Origin of the sequence: Actinoplanes sp. NPDC051494 (assembly GCF_044454705.1) — a bacterium.
GTDB lineage: Bacteria > Actinomycetota > Actinomycetes > Mycobacteriales > Micromonosporaceae > Actinoplanes.
Genome location: NZ_JBITDZ010000008.1, coordinates 1 through 17,609, shown reverse-complemented (window position 1 = coordinate 17,609; position 17,609 = coordinate 1). Strand labels below are relative to the sequence as shown.

9 protein-coding genes are annotated in these 17,609 nt (G+C 72.4%); 6 read left to right on the top strand and 3 right to left on the bottom strand.

The window, feature by feature from the left end:
- The first annotated feature begins 640 nt into the window (after positions 1 to 640).
- The 3 genes from ACIA6A_RS25520 (at position 641) to ACIA6A_RS25510 (ending at position 6,511) form a co-directional block, all read left to right on the top strand.
- Positions 641 to 994: a hypothetical protein gene (locus tag ACIA6A_RS25520; RefSeq protein WP_396100370.1), complete on the top strand. Its 354-nt coding sequence runs from the start codon at positions 641 to 643 to the stop codon at positions 992 to 994.
- 986 nt (positions 995 to 1,980) lie between these two features.
- Positions 1,981 to 4,509 (top strand): putative bifunctional diguanylate cyclase/phosphodiesterase, encoded by a 2,529-nt coding sequence (locus ACIA6A_RS25515; RefSeq protein ID WP_396100369.1) that lies wholly within the window; start codon positions 1,981 to 1,983, stop codon positions 4,507 to 4,509.
- 22 nt (positions 4,510 to 4,531) lie between these two features.
- The gene (locus ACIA6A_RS25510; protein WP_396100368.1) at positions 4,532 to 6,511 is read left to right on the top strand and encodes a thioredoxin domain-containing protein; all 1,980 of its coding nucleotides are present in this window, start codon (positions 4,532 to 4,534) and stop codon (positions 6,509 to 6,511) included.
- Positions 6,512 to 6,515: 4 nt separating this feature from the next.
- Here ACIA6A_RS25510 and ACIA6A_RS25505 read toward each other — a convergent pair whose 3' ends face one another.
- Positions 6,516 to 8,357, bottom strand: coding sequence for a substrate-binding domain-containing protein (locus ACIA6A_RS25505; RefSeq protein ID WP_396100367.1), 1,842 nt, complete (start codon positions 8,355 to 8,357; stop codon positions 6,516 to 6,518).
- A 1,613-nt stretch (positions 8,358 to 9,970) separates the two neighbouring features.
- On the opposite strand from ACIA6A_RS25505, the gene ACIA6A_RS25500 reads away from it, so the two are divergent.
- The 3 genes from ACIA6A_RS25500 to ACIA6A_RS25490 are packed head-to-tail and all read left to right on the top strand — an operon-like array spanning position 9,971 to position 12,038.
- Positions 9,971 to 11,122, top strand: a complete 1,152-nt coding sequence (locus ACIA6A_RS25500) for a 5-(carboxyamino)imidazole ribonucleotide synthase (RefSeq protein ID WP_396100366.1) — start codon at positions 9,971 to 9,973, stop codon at positions 11,120 to 11,122.
- Entirely contained in the window at positions 11,122 to 11,619 is a 498-nt protein-coding gene (gene purE, locus ACIA6A_RS25495; RefSeq protein ID WP_396100365.1) for a 5-(carboxyamino)imidazole ribonucleotide mutase, read from the top strand. Before ACIA6A_RS25500 ends, purE begins: the two co-directional genes overlap by 1 nt.
- On the top strand, positions 11,616 to 12,038 hold the full coding sequence (locus ACIA6A_RS25490) for an SgcJ/EcaC family oxidoreductase (protein ID WP_396100364.1): 423 nt from the start codon (positions 11,616 to 11,618) through the stop codon (positions 12,036 to 12,038). The genes purE and ACIA6A_RS25490 overlap by 4 nt, the downstream gene beginning before the upstream one ends.
- Positions 12,039 to 12,050: 12 nt before the next feature.
- Here the strand turns inward: ACIA6A_RS25490 and ACIA6A_RS25485 are convergent, their stop codons facing one another.
- Together ACIA6A_RS25485 and ACIA6A_RS25480 are read right to left on the bottom strand one after the other, a co-directional pair.
- Positions 12,051 to 17,093, bottom strand: coding sequence for an SCO7613 C-terminal domain-containing membrane protein (locus ACIA6A_RS25485; RefSeq protein ID WP_396100363.1), 5,043 nt, complete (start codon positions 17,091 to 17,093; stop codon positions 12,051 to 12,053).
- Positions 17,094 to 17,228: 135 nt separating this feature from the next.
- Positions 17,229 to 17,609 (bottom strand): UDP binding domain-containing protein (locus ACIA6A_RS25480; protein WP_396100362.1); only part of this gene is annotated, 381 nt, incomplete at its 5' end.

Here is a 17,609-nt window from a genome sequence, read left to right as displayed (position 1 = left end):
GTCACGTGGCCCGGCGCGCCCTGACCGGGAGCTGGCCTTGTCCCCACCGCGGCCTGGTCACCTCCCCTGAGCGCCACCCGCTCTCTCGCGCTGCCACCCGCCTGCGCTGCCTGCTTGCGCCGCTCCGCCCGCCCGTCCGTCCGCCTATACTGCTCCGCCCGCGCTGTGCCGTTCTGCCCGCCTGCGCCGTTCTGCCCGGGCTGCCCGCGCTGCCCGCGCTGCCCGCGCTGCCCGCGCTGCCCGCGCTGCCCGCGCTGCCCGCCTATGTGTCGAGCCCTGTTCTCTGCGGTGCTTGCCGGCGCCGCTTCTCGCGTGCGGTGTAGCTGCGGGCGGTCGCCTGCCGACCGCGCGCTGACTGTCGGGGCCGCCTGCGGTGTCCGACGTCGCTGCGCTGCCCTGGTTGCTGGGATTGCGGCGTGTTGCTCGGCCCTGATCGTCAGCCCGACAGTTCTGTCACCGTTTGCCACCATGTGAGCGTTTTGTTGCAGCGGAGCTCGATGCGTGTCCGTAGCGGTGCGATATGGGTATTTCGAGTGGCCTCAACCTGTTTCGGCGGATGGGTTCCGAACGGTGGGGCGGCCCGGTGTGGGTTGCTGGATCCCGCGGCCGGGCGCGGCGCTGGTGGGCGTACCTTTGGGGGGTGGATCTCTTTGCCGTGAACAACTTCGGGGATACCCGGTCCGGTGGGCTTGCCGGGCCCATGGGGCTCTTCGTGATTGTGCTGATGTCCATCGCGACGGTGCTGCTCATCCGCAATATGAACAAGCGGCTGCGTCAGCTTCCTGACAGTTTCCCCGATAGCCGTACGGCAGCGCGGGACGCTGAGGTGGCGCGGCTCGAGGCTGATCTTGCCCGGGGTGGTGCTGGGGCGGCCAAGGGTGCCGGCGAGCAGGATCTTTCCGTTGTGGATGGATCCGCGGCGGATGCCGAGGTCGCGGGCGTCGACTCCGCGGAGGCCCCGGCGAAGGATGCTGGGCCGGGCGAGCGGGCCTGATCGACTGGTGGGCTGACTCCACTTTGTCAAGTTTCCGGATTCGCCCGCGGCGGGCCGGTGTCACCGTCTGAACATCGCTAGTGCTCCTCCGTCAACCCCTGTTGCGTTCCGCCGGTTTGGCTTAGCCTTCCGCCGGGGGGCTTTGACGTCCCTCCACCCTGCGCGGAAAGGGGGCCGTCGATGACCATCTCCCGCCCCCCGCATTCTCCACTGCAGATGCACGTGCATCCGCGAGTGCTGCTGGTCAGCGGCTTGCGGTGTGACCTCGGACAAGATCGATCGTGGGGGTTTCCCGACGATCTCCGTGTGGGGGTTGTCCAGCCTCCCCGGACGGGGTCGAGGAAAGATCGATCGGCACGGATGGCCCCGCCGGCGGCGCCGGCAACGGCCACTCCGGACGGCCGCTCCGTCGCCCACCCCGGACCCGACGTGTCGGCGTGTGCTCATGGCGCGAATTCGGGCCCCTCGTCCCGGGCGGGCCGCCACCGCGGCCCGGCGGCCGGGCACCCCGCGGTGATCAACGCCGCGACGACAGCCATCAGGCACGCGCCCACAACGGCGACGACCTGCTTGACGACAGCGGGCAGGTGCGCGCCCACAACGGCCGTGACCTGTGCCTCGACAGCTGTGACCACAACCGCCGGCACGCCGGCTGCCAAAGCTGTGACCATACCCACCAGCACCGCAGCGCCCGCCACGGTCGTCCCGGCCGCGATGGCTGGGCCGGACGGCGGCGGCCGCGTTCGCGAGCTGCGGGCCGGGCACGGTGGGCTGGGGGCGGGGCCAGGGCCAGGGCCGGGGGCGGGGGCGGGGGCGGCGATCGGTTCCGGGTCCACGATGAGTCCCTGGGCTGGGAGCTGGGTCGCGCCGCTGGGGTGGGCTGCGGGTGTGGCTCGCCGCCGGGTTGTCACGGCCGCCTGTGGTGGCGCCTTGAGCTCCGGGAGCAGGTCCGCTTCCGGTTCAGATCGTCCAGGCGAGGAGGTCGCATGACTTCGCCTTCTGCCGTTTCGACCGTGGATGCCCGGGATTCCGGGGACAGTGCTGGTGCGGCTGTTCGGGGTGCTTCCGGCGTACGGCTGCTCAATGTCTTTGTCCTGATCCTGGCCCTTGCCCTGGGTGTCCTGGGGGTGCTGCTGCCGACGCGGCGGCCCGAGGGGTTCACCGCGGGCCTGGCCGCCGGGGTGGTGCTCGCGTTCGTGGTCGTCGCCGCCGGGCAGCTGGCCCGCCTGCGGTTCCGGGTCGGGCGGGGCGCCGTCAGTGTGTCGTGGGGTGAGGCCGCCTTCATTCTGGGCTTCTCGCTCGCTCCTCCCGGATGGTTGCCGTTGGTGACGCTGGCCGGGGTCGCCGGGGCGTGGTTCCTGATCACCTGGCTCAATGATCAGCGGGCGGTCGGCGATGTGGTGCATCTCGCGGCGTCGCTCAGCCTGGGTGCCAGTGGTGCCACCGCGGTGGCGTATGCGATCGCCGGGCCGGGTGCGCGGGTCGGGGAGACCCGGACGCAGATCGCGCTGATCGCCGGCGCGACGGTGTATCTGCTGATCACCTTCGGGTTGGCGGTGCTGACCCTGGCGCTGCACCGGGATGCCTCGCCGGGACAGATCGCGGTCCGCGCGCTGCATGCCAAGCTGCCGATGTTCGTCGGCAATGTCCTGGTCGGCCTCTCCACCGTCTATGTTCTCCTGCACGGTCCTCAGTGGCTGGTCGCGATGCCCGCGGTGCTGTGGTTGCTGCAACGGGCCTACCGGCACCACCTGCGGGCCGAGGAGGAACGGCGGATCTGGGAAGCTTTCGCCCGGGCCACCCGGACGCTGGGCGGGGTCACGGAGGCGGTGGTCGCCGCGGCCGGGCTGCGGGGGGCGCTGGATGTGTTCGGGGCTCGCCGGGTGGAGATCGACGTGGCCGGCGAGCGGCGGTACGTGGCGGATGCGACGCAGGAACCGATGCCCGGCTCGATGCCGGGACCGGTGATCACCAGGGCGATGACAGTGGGGGGCACGCGCGTGGGCGACCTCACCGTCTGGCTCGCGGAACCGGCCATGCCGGGTGCGCAGGACGAACTGGCCGTGTCCGCCTACGCGGACGCCCTGGCCGCGGCCCTGCACGACGCCGCGGCCAACGAGCGGCTGGCGCTGCTGGACACCCAGGTCGCGTACGAAGGGGTGCACGACCCGCTGACCGGGCTCGCGAACCGGGCGGCGCTGCTGGCCGACGGTGACGAGATGCTGAAGTCGCTGGACCGGGACCGGCCGGTCGCCGTGATGCTGCTCGATCTCAACAACTTCCGCGATGTCAACGGGACCCTGGGGTACAAGGCCGGCGACGCTGTCCTTCGTACCGTCGCCGACCGTCTCAGCGGGCTCGCCCGGGAGCGGGAGATCGTCGCCCGGCTGGGTGACGACGAATTTGCCGTCCTGTTGCCGACCGTGGTGACCCTCGCCGACTCCGCGACCCCGGTCCGGGAGCCGTTGCCGCAGGTGGTGCGCCGGGCGCGGGAGTTCATCGAGGCGGTCAGCGAGCCGATCGACATCGACGGGGTGCGGCTGGTCACCGAGGTGGCCGTCGGCGTGGTGGTCGAGACCGCCGGTTGCGCCGAGCTGGGGGAGCTCATCCGGCGGGCCAGCGTCGCGCTGGACCAGGCCAAGGAACTCAACGTCGCGGTCGCCGCGTACGACAGCACCCGGGACGCGACCAGCACCGACCATCTGTCGCTGCCCGCGGAGCTGCTCGACGCGCTCACCGCCGACGACCAGCTGGTGCTGGCGTTGCAGCCCGAGGTCGATCTCGAGACGGGGGCGCCGACCGGGGTCGAGGCCCTGATCCGCTGGCATCACCCGCGGCGGGGACTGCTCACCCCCGATTCGTTCGTACGGACGGCCGAGAACGGTGGACTGCTCGGCCCGTTCACGCGCTACGTGCTGGACCGGGCGCTCTCGGCCGCGGCCGGCTGGGCGGCCGCCGGGCTCGACGTACCCGTATCGGTGAACGTCTCCTCCCGCAGCCTGATCGATCCGACGTTCCCGTCCCAGGTCTCCGAGGCCCTGCGCCGGCACCGGATCGTGCCGGACCGTCTCGTCCTGGAGGTCACCGAGTCGCTGGCCGTCAGCGGTTCCGGGGTGGTCGACGAGGTGCTCGCCGGCCTGCGCGAGATCGGGGTGCAGATCTCCGTCGACGATTTCGGCACCGGCTACTCGTCGCTGGCGTTCGTGACCCGGGTCACGATCGACGAGTTGAAGGTGGACCGCTCGTTCGTCCAGGAGATGGCCGACTCGCCGATCGCCGAGGCCATCGTGCGCGGCGCGGTCGAGCTGGGCGCGCGACTGGGCGCCCGGGTGGTCGCGGAGGGCGTCGAGACCGCCGACCAGCGAGCGGCCCTGCTGGCCCTGGGGTGTACGTCCGCACAGGGCTACCACTTCAGCCGGCCGCTGCCCGCCGACAAGATCGTCGTGGCGTTGCGTCAGATGGCCGACGCCGCCCCGGCCAAGGTCGTACCACTGCGGGCCGACGGAGCTTCCTGAGTTCTGCGGCTAAGTTGGGGTCATGGCCAATCGACTGGCGAACGCGACCTCGCCCTACCTGTTGCAGCACGCCGACAACCCGGTCGACTGGTGGCCGTGGTCGCAGGAGGCGTTCGACGAGGCCCGCCGCCGCGACGTGCCGGTGCTGATCTCGGTCGGCTACGCGGCGTGTCACTGGTGTCACGTCATGGCGCACGAGTCGTTCGAGGACGAGGCCGTCGCCGCGCAGATCAACGAGAACTTCGTCGCGATCAAGGTGGATCGCGAGGAGCGGCCCGACGTCGACGCGGTGTACATGACCGCGACCCAGGCCATGACCGGGCAGGGCGGCTGGCCGATGACGGTCTTCGCCACCCCGGACGCCGACCCGTTCTTCTGCGGCACCTACTTCCCCCGCGCCAATTTCAGCCGCCTGCTGGGCTCGGTCGCCGAGGCCTGGCGGGATCAGCGCGACGCCGTCGTCAAGCAGGGCGCGTCGGTGGTCGAGGCGATCGGCGGCGCCCAGCTCGTCGGCGGCCCGACCGCGCCGATCTCGGCCGACCTGCTCGACACGGCGGCGCTGCGGCTCGGCAAGGAACACGACGAGCAGTGGGGCGGCTTCGGTGGCGCGCCGAAATTCCCCCCGCACATGAACCTGTTGTTCCTGCTCCGGCACCACCAGCGCACCGGTTCCGCGGAGTCTCTCGAGATCGTCCGGCACACCGCCGAACAGATGGCCCGCGGCGGCATCTACGACCAGCTCGGCGGCGGGTTCGCCCGCTACGCGGTGGACAACACGTGGACCGTGCCGCACTTCGAGAAGATGCTGTACGACAACGCGTTGCTGCTGCGCGTGTACACCCAGCTCTGGCGGCTGACCGGCGATCCGCTGGCCCACCGGGTCGCAGCCGAGACCGCCACGTTCCTGCTGCGCGACCTCGCCACCCCGGCCGGCGGTCTGGCCTCCGCGCTCGACGCCGACACCGACGGCACCGAGGGGCTGACCTACTCGTGGACCCCGGCGCAGCTCGACGCGGCCCTCGGCGAGCAGGACGGCGCCTGGGCGGCCGACCTCTTCGCGGTCACCACCAAGGGCACCTTCGAACACGGCACCAGCGTCCTGGCCCTGGCCAGGGACATCGACGCCGCGGCGCCGGAGCTGGTGGGTCGCTGGCAGGAGATCCGGTCACGCCTTTTCTCGGTACGCGGTGAGCGGCCCCAACCCTCCCGCGACGACAAGATCGTGGCCTCCTGGAACGGGCTGGCCATCACCGCGCTGGCCGAACACCCCGACCCGGCCTCCCGGGCGGCCGCGGTGTCGCTCGCCGAGGTCCTGGCCGAGCGGCACATCGTCGACGGACGGCTGCGCCGGGTCTCCCGGGACGGTGTGGTGGGGGAGCCCGCCGGTGTGCTCGAGGACTACGGCGCGGTGGCCGAGGCGTTCTGCGCGGTGCACCAGCTCACCGGTGACGGCCGCTGGCTGACGCTGGCCGGTCTGTTGCTGGACGTCGCTCTCGACCACTTCGGCACCGGCCAGGGCGGTTTCTACGACACCGCGGACGACGCCGAACGCCTGGTGACCCGCCCGGCCGACCCGACCGACAACGCCACGCCGTCCGGGCTCGCCGCGGTCTGTGCCGGCCTGGTCGCGTACGCGGCGCTGACCGGGCAGACCCGCTACCGGGAGGCCGCGGACGCCGCCCTCGAGACGGTCGGACCGCTGATCGGCGGTCACTCGCGCTTCGCGGGCTACTCGGCGTCGGTGGCGGAGGCGGTGCTGGCCGGGCCGTACGAGATCGCGATCGTCACCGACGACCCGGCCGACCCGCTGATCGAGGCGGCCCACCGGCACGCCCCGCCCGGCACGGTGATCGTGTCCGGCCGGCCGGGTCAGGACGGCGTACCCCTGCTGGCGGACCGGCCGTTCATCGACGGCGGCTCCGCGGCGTACGTGTGCCGGGGCTTTGTCTGCGACCGACCGGTGACCACAGTGGATGATCTGGTGGCGAAGCTCGGCGGTTGATCGCCTATTTCGGGGCGTGGGCGGCCAGGAACGCCTGGGCGATGGCCGAGGCCATGTCCGCGGGGTTGTCGGCCGAGATGGCCATGCCGCCGGTCGCGTCCGCCATCGCGTTCAGGGCGCCCATGTCGGCGTCCTGGCCGTACCCCACCGCGATGATCGGGACCGGGACCTCGGGGTTCTGCTCGGACTTGAGCTTGTCCATGAACTCCGCCTGCGGCATCGCGAACGGGGACTCCTCGTCCTGGCCGTCGGTCAGGACGATCACCAGGTTGGCCGCGCCGGGGCGGGCCTTCGAGCGCACCTCGGCCGTACCGTCGAGAACGGTCTGGAAAAGCGGGGTCCCGGCATTGGCCGGCGCTTTGTATCCGGCGATGGCGGCACCCATGAGAGCACGGCGCGGCCTGCCGTTCACCTCGTCGGTGAGCGGCCCGAGCGGGACCATTTCGACATGCGCCGGACTCGTCTCGGACGGGGTGGAGAAATACCACATGCCGATGCTCGTGTCCTCGCCGAACAACTGGTTGGCGTTGGCCCCGGACTCGCGCAGCAGATCCGCCTTGGTCCGGGCGCGACCCGCCTTGTCGGTGACCTTCTGGTTCATCGAACCGGACGTGTCGACCAGCAGCAGGACCTGGAACGGCAACACTTTGTAGCGTGACCATTGCTGGGCCTCGCCGAGCAGTTGATCGGGTTCGCCCGGTAGCTCCAGCGCGTTCTCCGTGGACTTCGTCTGGAAGCCCGCATTGGTCACGGCGGCTTTGCTGATCGCCTTGCGCAGCCGGTTGGCCAGGCCCTTCTGGGTGCTCGACCGCGCCACCGCGAACGGATAATCCGCCTCGACCACACCATCCTGCGGATAGGTCGCGGTGAGCGGCACCGCATGGTTCCCTTTCTTGTACGCGGCGAGCTGCTGTTCCGTGGTCGGGAAGACCCCGACGTCGGTGGTTGTCGCCCTACCGCCCTTCGCGTAACTGTCGAACAGGCCCACGGGATCCGCGTTCGCATTCTTCAGCCGGCTGCGCAGGGTGAGGGCGCGGAGCTGGGCGATCCCCGCGTCCGGTGTGGTCTTCTTCATCGCTTCGTGCACCGCGTGCACGGTGAGCAGGCCGGTGGTGCTGTCGAGGGGATCGGTCATCGAGACGCTCGCGACCGTGCGCTTGGCGACGCCGTCGATCAGTGCGGCCCAGGTGGTCCGGTCACCCTTGGCGAACGTGGCGCTCTGCTCCGGGGTCGCGGCCAGGACCAGGGGCGAGTAGGCGATCGGTGCGCCACCGACGTCGTACGTGATGCCGTTGGTCGCGGCGAGGCCGAGCCACGCCGTGCTCGACGGGATCCACACGTCAGGATTGCTCGACGAGGCCTCGGTGACCGCGGGCTCCTGCGCGACGACCTGCACCGGACCGCACTCGGAGCCGGCCGGGGCGAGGGTGCGCGCGGCGACCTCGACGACCGGGGCGATCTCCGGTGCGGCGGCAACCTTGAGATCCGCGTCGGGGCACTCGGCCACCGCTGCCGGTGGCGGCTCGTCACTCTTGCGCTGCAGCAGCGTCATGGCCCCGGTGACCGCGGCGAGCAGCAGCACGGTCAGCACGGCGACCGTCCACCGGCCGCCCTTGCGGTGCTGGGCGGGAGCCTGACCCCACGCGACCTTCTCCGACTGGTGGCGCGCGCTCAGCTCGAGCAGACTGGTCGGGTTGGTGCTCGGCGCGGGATTGATCGGCGGCTCGTTGCGCTGCCGCCCGCCGGCGATCAGCGAGATGACCACGACGGCCAGCACCACGGCCATGCCGGCCGCGGCCCACAGCATGAACGTCGCCGCGCCGTCGCCGCCGGCCGCACTCACCACGAGGTACTCCCTTGGTTGCCCACTCGGTCCGTCACTCCACCGGGTGAGCCCGGCGTGTGCGAAGTAGACAACAACGGATCGCGAACTTCCACAACACAGCTACGCGCCAATCTGAGTCAATAAACGGACTTTCGCGTTTCGAAAGCCGCGCAAAGGGACCATATGGACATGCGTGGCCAGCAATTGATCTTGCCCGGTGACCCTGTCGGCGGGAGGCGGGCTGCTCGCGGAGCGCTTTCGAATCGCGCCCCGGTGCGAGGGGCCCGTGGCTCATCGGGCGGAGCGCTCGCCTTGCGGGTGGGGGGCGGCTGGGTGCAGCTCAGTGTGGGTGGGGGCTGCTGGTTCGGCCGTTCCGGCGTAGCCCGATCGGCAGGGTGGTGCGCTGTTGATGCGTGCAGAGGCTTTGTTGGTAATTGTGGGGCTTTGTCGCTTCGGGAACGCTACGGCGATTCCCGCGCGGGCCATGGGGAAGTTAATGCTTCGGCGCCCCGGCTGACCGGACCGAGCAAGATCAACCCGATGGTCGCAGAACAATCGTGGCAGTGCCCGAGTATCGAATATCGGCATTGTCGGCGGTCAACGCCATTGGCCGAATCCGTCCCACGCCGCCGCTGCCGTGGAGAGGGCCGCCGCTGCCATGGAGAGGACTGCAAGTGTGCGCCGGCCCCGCCTCGGCCCCGCGGGTCAGCCGGCGCACCCGGCCTGTTCGCGGCCAGTCCGGGCGCGGTCAGTCCGTTCGCGGCCAGTCCGGGCGCGAGTGGCCTGGGCTCGCCCGAGCGGACTCGGCGCTAGTGGCTTGGGTGCAGCCAGCCTGGTCACAGGCAAGCCAGGCGCGGTCGGCCTGGTCACGGGCGGTCTGGTCGCGGGCAAGCCAGGCGCGGGCGGTCTGGGGCGCCGGGATCGTCACCCGTGCCCACCGGGCGGGCGGTCTGGTCACGGGCGGTCTGGTCGCGGGCAAGCCAGGCGCGGGCGGTCTGGGGCGCCGGGATCGTCACCCGTGCCCACCGGGCGGGCGGTCTGGTCACGGGCGGTCTGGTCGCGGGCAAGCCAGGTGCGGGTGGTCTGGGTGCGGGTGGTCTGGGTGCGGCGAGCCTGGTTATGACACGGCCTGGTTGTTTGCCGCCTGGTCGTGTTGGCTTGCGGTTGATCGGGCCGTGTCGGTCGGTCTGTGCTGGCCAGCCCGGCTCCGGCCGGCAATGTTCAGCCGGACTGTCGCCTCTTCTGACGGGCCTTCTTCTGGCGGCCCTGGTTGCTGCGGGCCTGGTTGCTGCGGGCCTGGTTGCGGCGGCCCGGGCCAGGGTGGCCTGCCTGCGGTGGCCGGTCTGTTGCCGCGGTGTCCGGGATGGGGTCGCTGAGCTGGGCGGCTGAGCCGGGCGGCTGGGGCGGGCGCTGAGCCGGGCGGCTGAGCCGAGCGGCTGGGGTCTGGGGTGGCTGGTCTGGGGCGATGGAGTGCGGATCCGGCCGGCGGCGGACTGAGGGGCTGGTGGGGGACGGCCCGGGGTGCGGTAGCCGCCGGAGGCGGGGTGGTGCGGGGTGCGGTTGGGGGCGGACGTTGCGCGTACCTATATGGGGGTTCGACCTTGGGGTTGGGGGGTCGTTAGGCTGGTGGGGCGATGGATAACAGAACCGGTCTTCCTGTTGTCGGCATGGTGGGTGGCGGGCAGTTGGCCCGGATGACCCATCAGGCCGCGATTGCCCTTGGTCAGTCTTTGCGGGTGCTTTCCGAGAAGGCTGACGACAGTGCTGCCCTGGTGGCCGCTGACGTTCGGATCGGGACGCATACCGATCTTGCCGCTCTGCGGGAGTTCGCGAAGGGGTGTGATGCGGTCACGTTCGATCATGAGCATGTGCCTACCGCCCATATTGCCGCGCTGGCTGCCGAGGGTGTGAAGATCTATCCCGGCGCTGAGGCGATTGTGTTCGCCCAGGACAAGCAGCGGATGCGGGAGCGGTTGGCTGAGCTCGGCGCTCCGATTCCGCGGTGGCGGCCGGTGACCGATACTTCCGACATTTCCGACTTCGTGGCTGAGCATGGCCTTTCGTGGCCGGTGGTGGCCAAGGCTGTCCGGGGTGGGTATGACGGGCGCGGGGTCTGGATGGTCGGTGGGGCCGAGGCCGCCGCTGATCTTGTCGGTACCGGTACGCCGCTGATCGTGGAAGAGCGGGTGCCGTTGCGGCGGGAGCTGGCCGCCCTGGTCGCGCGGTCGCCGTTCGGGCAGGTCGCGGCTTATCCGGTGGTCGAGACCGTGCAGCAGGACGGGATCTGTGTCGAGGTGCTGGCGCCGGCTCCGGGGCTGTCCGAGGCGCTCGCGGTGCAGGCTCAGCAGCTGGCCATCGATCTGGCCAACGCGCTCGGTGTGGTCGGGTTGCTGGCCGTCGAGCTGTTCGAGACCGAGGCCGGGATCTTCGTGAACGAGCTGGCCATGCGGCCGCACAATTCCGGGCACTGGACCATCGAGGGCGCTCGGACCTCGCAGTTCGAGCAGCACCTGCGGGCCGTCCTGGACTATCCGATGGGGGAGACCTCGCTGGCCGCGCCCGCCGTGGTCATGGCGAACGTGCTGGGTGGGCAGCCCGGTGGGATCTCGATCGACGAGCGGCTCCATCACCTGTTCGCGGAAGATCCTGGAGCCCGGGTCCATCTGTACGGCAAGCAGGTCCGTCCCGGTCGCAAGATCGGGCACGTGACGGTTTGCGGTGACGACATGACAACGGTACGTGCCCGGGCGGTTCGGGCTGCTCGCTGGCTTCAGGAAGGTTCGTGATGGGTCCCACCGTCGGCGTGATCATGGGTAGTGACTCGGACTGGTCCACGATGGAGGCCGCCGCGGAGGCGCTGGCCGAGTTCGAGGTGCCGTTCGAGGTCGGGGTCGTCTCGGCGCACCGGACGGTCAAGAAGATGGTCGACTACGCGACGTCGGCCGCCGACCGGGGCCTGAAGGTCATCATCACCGGGGCCGGGGGTGCCGCGCACCTGCCCGGCATGGTCGCCTCGATGACGCCGCTGCCGGTGATCGGCGTGCCGGTGCCGCTGAAGTACCTCGACGGCATGGATTCGCTGCTGTCGATCGTGCAGATGCCGGCCGGGGTGCCGGTGGCGACCGTGTCCATCGGCGGCGCGCGCAACGCGGGGCTGCTCGCGGTGCGGATCCTCGCCGCCTCCGACCCGGTGCTGCTCAAGAAGATGCAGACGTTCCAGTCCGACCTCGAGCAGGTCGTCGCCGGTAAGGACGAAGCGCTGCGCAAGCGGCTCATGGCGTGACAGCGGTCTACGCACGGCTGCTGCAGGCGTGGAACGAGCGTGACTCCGCCGCGTTCGCGGGGCTGTTCGCGGCGGACGGCCTGCTGATCGGTTTCGACGGCAGCCAGGTGGTGGGGGCGGACATCGCCGGTCACCTGGCGGCCGACGCCCCGACGTCGCGGTATGTGGCCAAGGTGCGCGGGACCCGTCCGGTCGGGGTGGACGGGGTGCTCGTGCACGCCATCGCCGGGATGGTGCCGGCCGGCGGTTTCGACCTGGACCCGGCGCTGAACGCGGTGCACACGCTGCTGGTCGTCGACGGCACGGTGGTGCTGTTCCAGAGCACCCCGGCGCGGTATCGCGGCCGGCCGGACCTGGCCGCCTCGCACAACGCCGAGCTGACCCCGGCCCTGCTGGACGGCGAGACGCTGGCCTCCTGAGCGGTCAGGCGGTCAGCGCATGCGCAGGAGGGCTCCGCGGAGGCGTTCCTGGGTTCGGCGGCGGTTCTCGTTGGTGGCTCCGAGGGCGAGCAGCAGGACCCCGACCGGGACGAGGACCAGCCACGGGCCGACCAGGGTGGTCGCGAAGTGGATCGTCGCGATGACCGTGACGACCGTGCCGATCACCACCGGGGCCTGCTGCTGGAGCCGGGAGCCGATGATCAGGGTGGCCACCGCGCCGAGCAGGAGCACGACCTCGCGGATCTCGTTGTTGTTGGTGGCGATGACCAGGGCGGTGGTCGGGACGAACGCCGCCAGCAGCGCCGGGCCGTAGGCCGCCCAGCTGCTGAGGTCCGGGCGGTGCCGGGCCTCGATGACGCCGACGAGCAGGGCCAGCGCGGCGAACGGCAACGTGTAGGCCTCCGGCAGGGCCACGTCGGCCAGGGCGATGAACAGCCAGACACCGATGATCTCGAAGCCGACCGCCAGCCAGAACAGGTTGCGGCGCTGGGCGGGGCTGCGTCCCGGGCGGGTCGCGGCCAGGCCGAGCACCGCGCCCCAGGCGGCGAGCAGCGCGGCCAGGTGCGGCGGTGAGTTGTAGGCGAGAGCGCCGGCGATCAGGGCCGAGGCGTAGCCGCTCCACTCGACCGTGGTCGCTTCGAGGCGGTATTCGGAGAGGCCGAGGCGGGGCAGCGTGGCCTCGAGGATGAGCAGTGCCGCGCCGACCGCGAGGACACCGAACGCGGCCCATTCCGGGGGCATCCCGGCGACGAGCGCGACGGTCAGCACGAAGAACTGGCCCATCACCGCGGTGAACAGCCAGCCCAGCACCCGGGCGTGGCGGCTGCGGCCGGCCAGCGCCGCGACCAGGCCGACGCCGACCGCCGCGCCGAGCGTGAACAGCGTCAGCTGCTCGGTGGCGAGGCTTCCGGCGAGGCCGGCCCCGCCCGCGAGCAGGCCGATGACGAAGACGATGTTGCGGGTGGTGCGCAGCATCGCGGCGTGCGTCGCGACCGGCGGCGGGGTCAGCGCGAGACCCAGCATCGAGATCGTGAAGACCACCAGGGCCGCCGACGTCGCCGCCGGCCACGCCGCGTGCAGCGCGATCGGCGCGATGAGCAGCGTGATCGCGAGGCCCGGCAGGATCACCGGGACCGCCTCGGCGGGTTTGCCGCCGAAGCCCAGGGCGGCCAGCGCCGCCGCCACGGTCAGCAGCACCGCGGCGAGCACGCTGGTGCCGTCGACGCCGCCCGAGCTCGGGTTGACCAGCGCGTCGATCGGGCCGTCCCACACCGAGCCGATCTGCTGCAACGGGTCGACGAGGGCGGTGCGCAGCGCCGGGGCGATGGAGAGCACGGCCAGCACGGCCGGCAGCGCCGCGACCCAGACCGCGCCGGTGGCCGGGTCGACCAGCCAGCGGCCGCGCAGGCCGCTGGGGCGGATCGAGGTCCACCGGGTCCGCCCGTAGCGGGTGGTGTACTGCTCCCGCCAGCTCGGGTTCGACGCGGCGACGGTGAGGCCGGGGGCCCGCACCGAACCGCGCAGCAGCTCGGCGATCACCCCGATCAGGGCGGCCGCGGCGGCGTAGAGCGCGGTGGGGTAGTCGCTCGGGATCGAGGCCACGGCCGTGACCGTGGCGCCGAGCACCAGACCGAACGTCGCCCAGGGCAGGTATTGCGGCACCCAGCGGGCGACCAGGGAGAGCAGCGCCAGCATGAGGCTGGACGCGGCGACCGCGGCGATCAGCACCAGCTGCGCGGAGCGGCCCTGGCCGGCGGCGATCGCGGCGAGCACGCCGGGGGCGGCGATCAGCGCGCCCGCGGTGGCCGCCCCGCCGATCTGGGCCCGGTGCCGGGGCATGCCGGTGTCGTCGAGGGTGAGCGCCACGCCGTCCTCGGCCTCGGCGCGTTCGATCCAGTCCTGGCGGGCGGCCGGGGTCAGGCCGGCCCGGGAGAGCCCGGCGACCAGCGCCCCGGTGAGCACGATGAGGCCCAGGGCGACGGCCGTCGACCACGGGCGGACCAACCCGGCGCCGGCGGCGTGCAGGGAGACGACCGCGGCGACCCCGGCCTGGGCGAGGGCGCCGCGCGGGTCGGTGGTCGCGGTGGCCGCGATGCCGTACGCGATCGCGACCGCCCCGCCGATCAGCAGCGGCGACCACCAGGGCAGCCCGAACGCGGCCGGCGCGCCGATCGTGGCCAGCGCGGCGCAGGCGGCACTGACGTCGTACTTCCAGGGGCGGGGCAGGGCGGTCGCGGCGGCGACGGCGATGATGGTCAGGGCGACCGGGGCCTGCCAGGCGCCGGCCGGGACGTTGCCCGGGACGGCGCTGACGTCGGAGGCCCACACCGGGCCGGGCGCGGCGATGATCCGCAGGCCGAGGGCGACCGCCTGCCACGCGGCGATCGCGCCGATGACCAGGCCGGCCAGGGCGAGCCCGACGACCGGTCCGCGGCGCCAGTCCTCGGGCAGGGCCCGGACGCCGAAGCCGACGATGAGCGCCACGACGGCGGCGACGGCCAGCGGGGCCTCGGGGAACGCGAGGGCCGCGATGCGGGCCAGCGCGCCGCAGACCGCGACCGTGGCCGCGGCGGCCGCGATGTCCGGGCCGTCCAGCATCCGGTCGGCGCGGCGGCCGTTGTCCAGCGACTTGGCGAAGAAGAGCAAAAGCGCGGCGGCCAGGATCAGCGCACCGACCCAGATGTCTGGCGCGGTCGCGCCGGGGGAGAACAGCGCGGCGAACGCGAGCGCCACCGCGCCCAGCCCGGCGCCGACGGTCATCGGGAGACTGACCTCACGGCGGGCCACCTGGAAGACCGCCGCGTAGGTAAGGGTGCCGGCCACCGCGAGGAAGCCCAGGGCCAGCGCGGGCACGGTCACACCCTCGGTGGGCGGCGGGCCGCCACCGGGGTCGTTCATCGCGAGCACGGCGGTCACCACGGCGCCCGGGATCGCCAGCGCGGCCGCGCCGGAGGCCCAGTCGCCGACCAGCCAGGCGTACAGGCGTACCGGGATCTGCCGGGCCGCGATCGCGACCATCACACCCGCGCCGGCCAGCGCGGTCAGCACCGCCGCGGTGAGCCACGACGCGCTCAGCGCGGCGCCCGCGCCGAACAGGCCGACCACGCCGGCGGCCGCGATGTGCGCGATCGCGACCCGGCGGGCCGGCGCGAGCAGACCGGCGCCGCCGATGCCGATCGCGGCCAGGACCAGCGGCCAGGGCGCGGTCGACCAGGGCAGGGCCAACGAGGAGGGTACGGCCAGAGCGGTCAGCGCCACGCCGGTGACCGCGCCCTCACGGCGGTACTCGGCCGGGAGGGCCAGCGCCGCGGCGACGGTCAGCAGCAGGGCACTGAGCGCGAGCATCCACCCGGCCCCGCCCGCGGCCTCGGAGATCCGGTCCGCGTAGCCGGTGGTGTCCGCGTTCCACACCGGGCGGGCTGCCTGCACCGGGGCGAACGCGGCGCGCAGCGCGTCGAGGGCGACGAGGAGACCGATCACGGCGAGGGCGGCGGCCGAGGCGAACTGCGGGCCCCGGCGCACCTGCTCGGGGAGCATGCCGACGACAGCGCCGGTCAGCGCGACCGCGGCGGCGGCCGCGGCCAGGGTCCACGCCGGGGTCGCGACGTCGGCGATCCGTGCGCACACGACGATGATCGCCAGCGTCACCACGGCACCGGCGATGTTGCTGGCCAGCACGTGGTCGACCATGCGGGCGGCGGCCGCGGCGGTCACCGCGGCCAGGATCAGGATCAGCCCGGAGCGCAGTGCGTCCGGCACCGTATCGGCGCCGAGCAGGCCCCCGGTGCCGTACAGCAGGGCGCCGGCGGCCGCGGCCAGCAGCAGTCCGTAGGTGAGCTGTCGCAGCCAGCCCGCCGACGGGGGTGTCGCGGGCGGGGCGAGCGGCACCGTGCCGGCCGCCGGGGCTCCCGCCGGGCGCGGGCCCGGGAAGATCCGGGTGGGCACCCAGCGCCACCGGCGCCGGCCGGTGAGCCCGCTGATGATGAGGTCGGGCTCCTCGGGCAGCGTCTCGGGGCGGGCGGGTGCTTCCTCGGTGCCCTGTTCGAAGTCGCGGGCGCCGGCCGCACGGGCCTCGTCCGCGTCGGCCAGGGACCCGCGGTCGGCGGCCACCGGGCGGCGCACCGGCCAGGTGGGCAGCAACCGGCCCTGCCGGATCACGGTGGTGAGCAGGAAGAGGTCGATGACGGCCACGACGGTGAGCGCGCCGGCCCAGCCCGCCGGGCTCTCGATGATCGGGTACGCGAGCAGCGGCGGCACCGGCTGCACGGCCACCACGGTCGCGTAGCGGGGCACGGCCAGCTTGGTGGCCCCCGCGTACACGAAGCTGGCGGCGGCGGTGATCAGCAGCGTCACGCCGAGGAACACCGGGGCGGAACCGCCGAAGCCGGGGCTGCCGTGCAGCGCGAACAGGGTCAGCGGCAGCAGGATCAGACCGACCGCGGCCAGCGTCTCACCGGTCGAGGTCAGCCCGCGGCGGGCGATGACCGGGGCGGCGGCCAGGGCGACGGCGGTGAAGATCGCCAGGATGAGCGCGCGGCCCAGCGGGTTGGTGGCCGCGCCGGCGAACACCACCGCGGCGACACCGAGGACCAGAGCACTGAGGCCGAGCAAAATATTCTGTACGGACTGCGACGACGTCTCGGGCGCGTGTGCCGGGGGCGGCTCGGGGGCCAGCGGGGCCACCCGGGTGCGGCGTGGTGGTGCCGGGGCCCGCCGCGGCGGCGCCTCGGTCGGCGGCGGGTCGTCGACCAGCACGGTGGCACCGTCGGTCATCTCGCCGGGCGGACCGGCGCCCTCGGCCCGGGTGGATTCCACCGGCCGGCGGCGCACCCGCCGGGGCGCCGAGGCACGCTTCTTCTGCTGGTTGGCATGAGCCAGGATGTCCCGCTGGAACTGGGCCGCCTGGATCTTGCTCGCGATGGTGGAACGTTCCTTGGCCGCCGCCATGTCCTGGATCTTCAGCTCCGCGATGGACGCTTCGATCCGGGCCACTTCCTCGTCGTAGCCCTCGTCCGGCCCCTGCGACTGCGCCACGGCACCCCCTCGACCCGCTACCTACGAAGCATGCCTTCCCGACACCTCATTAGAACAGTCTCAACCGGGTCGAGATCAATGGAAACGGCCGCGAACCCGGCAGGTTCGCGGCCGCGGCCGGAAAACGGTCAGTCGTCAGAGGGCTGGCGCGGGGCGGCCCATTCCGCGATACTCCCAGCCCGCGCGCGCCCAGAGGGTGGCGTCGAGGCAGTTCTTGCCGTCGATCACGAGCTTGCCGGCGGCCAGGGCGCCGAGCGCCACCGGGTCCGCGTTGCGGAATTCCGACCATTCGGTGAGCACGCACACCAGTTCGGCGCCGGCGACCGCGTCGTTCATGGAGGCCTCGTACGCGAGCCCGGGCTGCACCGCGCGGGCGTTCTCCATGCCTTGGGGGTCGTAGACGCGTACGTCGGCTCCGGCCTTGGCGAGGCTGGCGGCGATGGACAGGGCGGGTGCGTCGCGTACGTCGTCGGAGTTGGGTTTGAACGCGGCTCCGAGTACGGCGATGCGGGTGCC

Bases quoted from the DNA above. Each gene is read 5' to 3' on its own strand.
- ACIA6A_RS25515 (WP_396100369.1), top strand. From the start codon at position 1,981: ATGACTTCGCCTTCTGCCGTTTCGACCGTGGATGCCCGGGATTCCGGG.
- ACIA6A_RS25510 (WP_396100368.1), top strand. From the start codon at position 4,532: ATGGCCAATCGACTGGCGAACGCGACCTCGCCCTACCTGTTGCAGCAC.
- ACIA6A_RS25500 (WP_396100366.1), top strand. From the start codon at position 9,971: ATGGATAACAGAACCGGTCTTCCTGTTGTCGGCATGGTGGGTGGCGGG.
- purE (WP_396100365.1), top strand. From the start codon at position 11,122: ATGGGTCCCACCGTCGGCGTGATCATGGGTAGTGACTCGGACTGGTCC.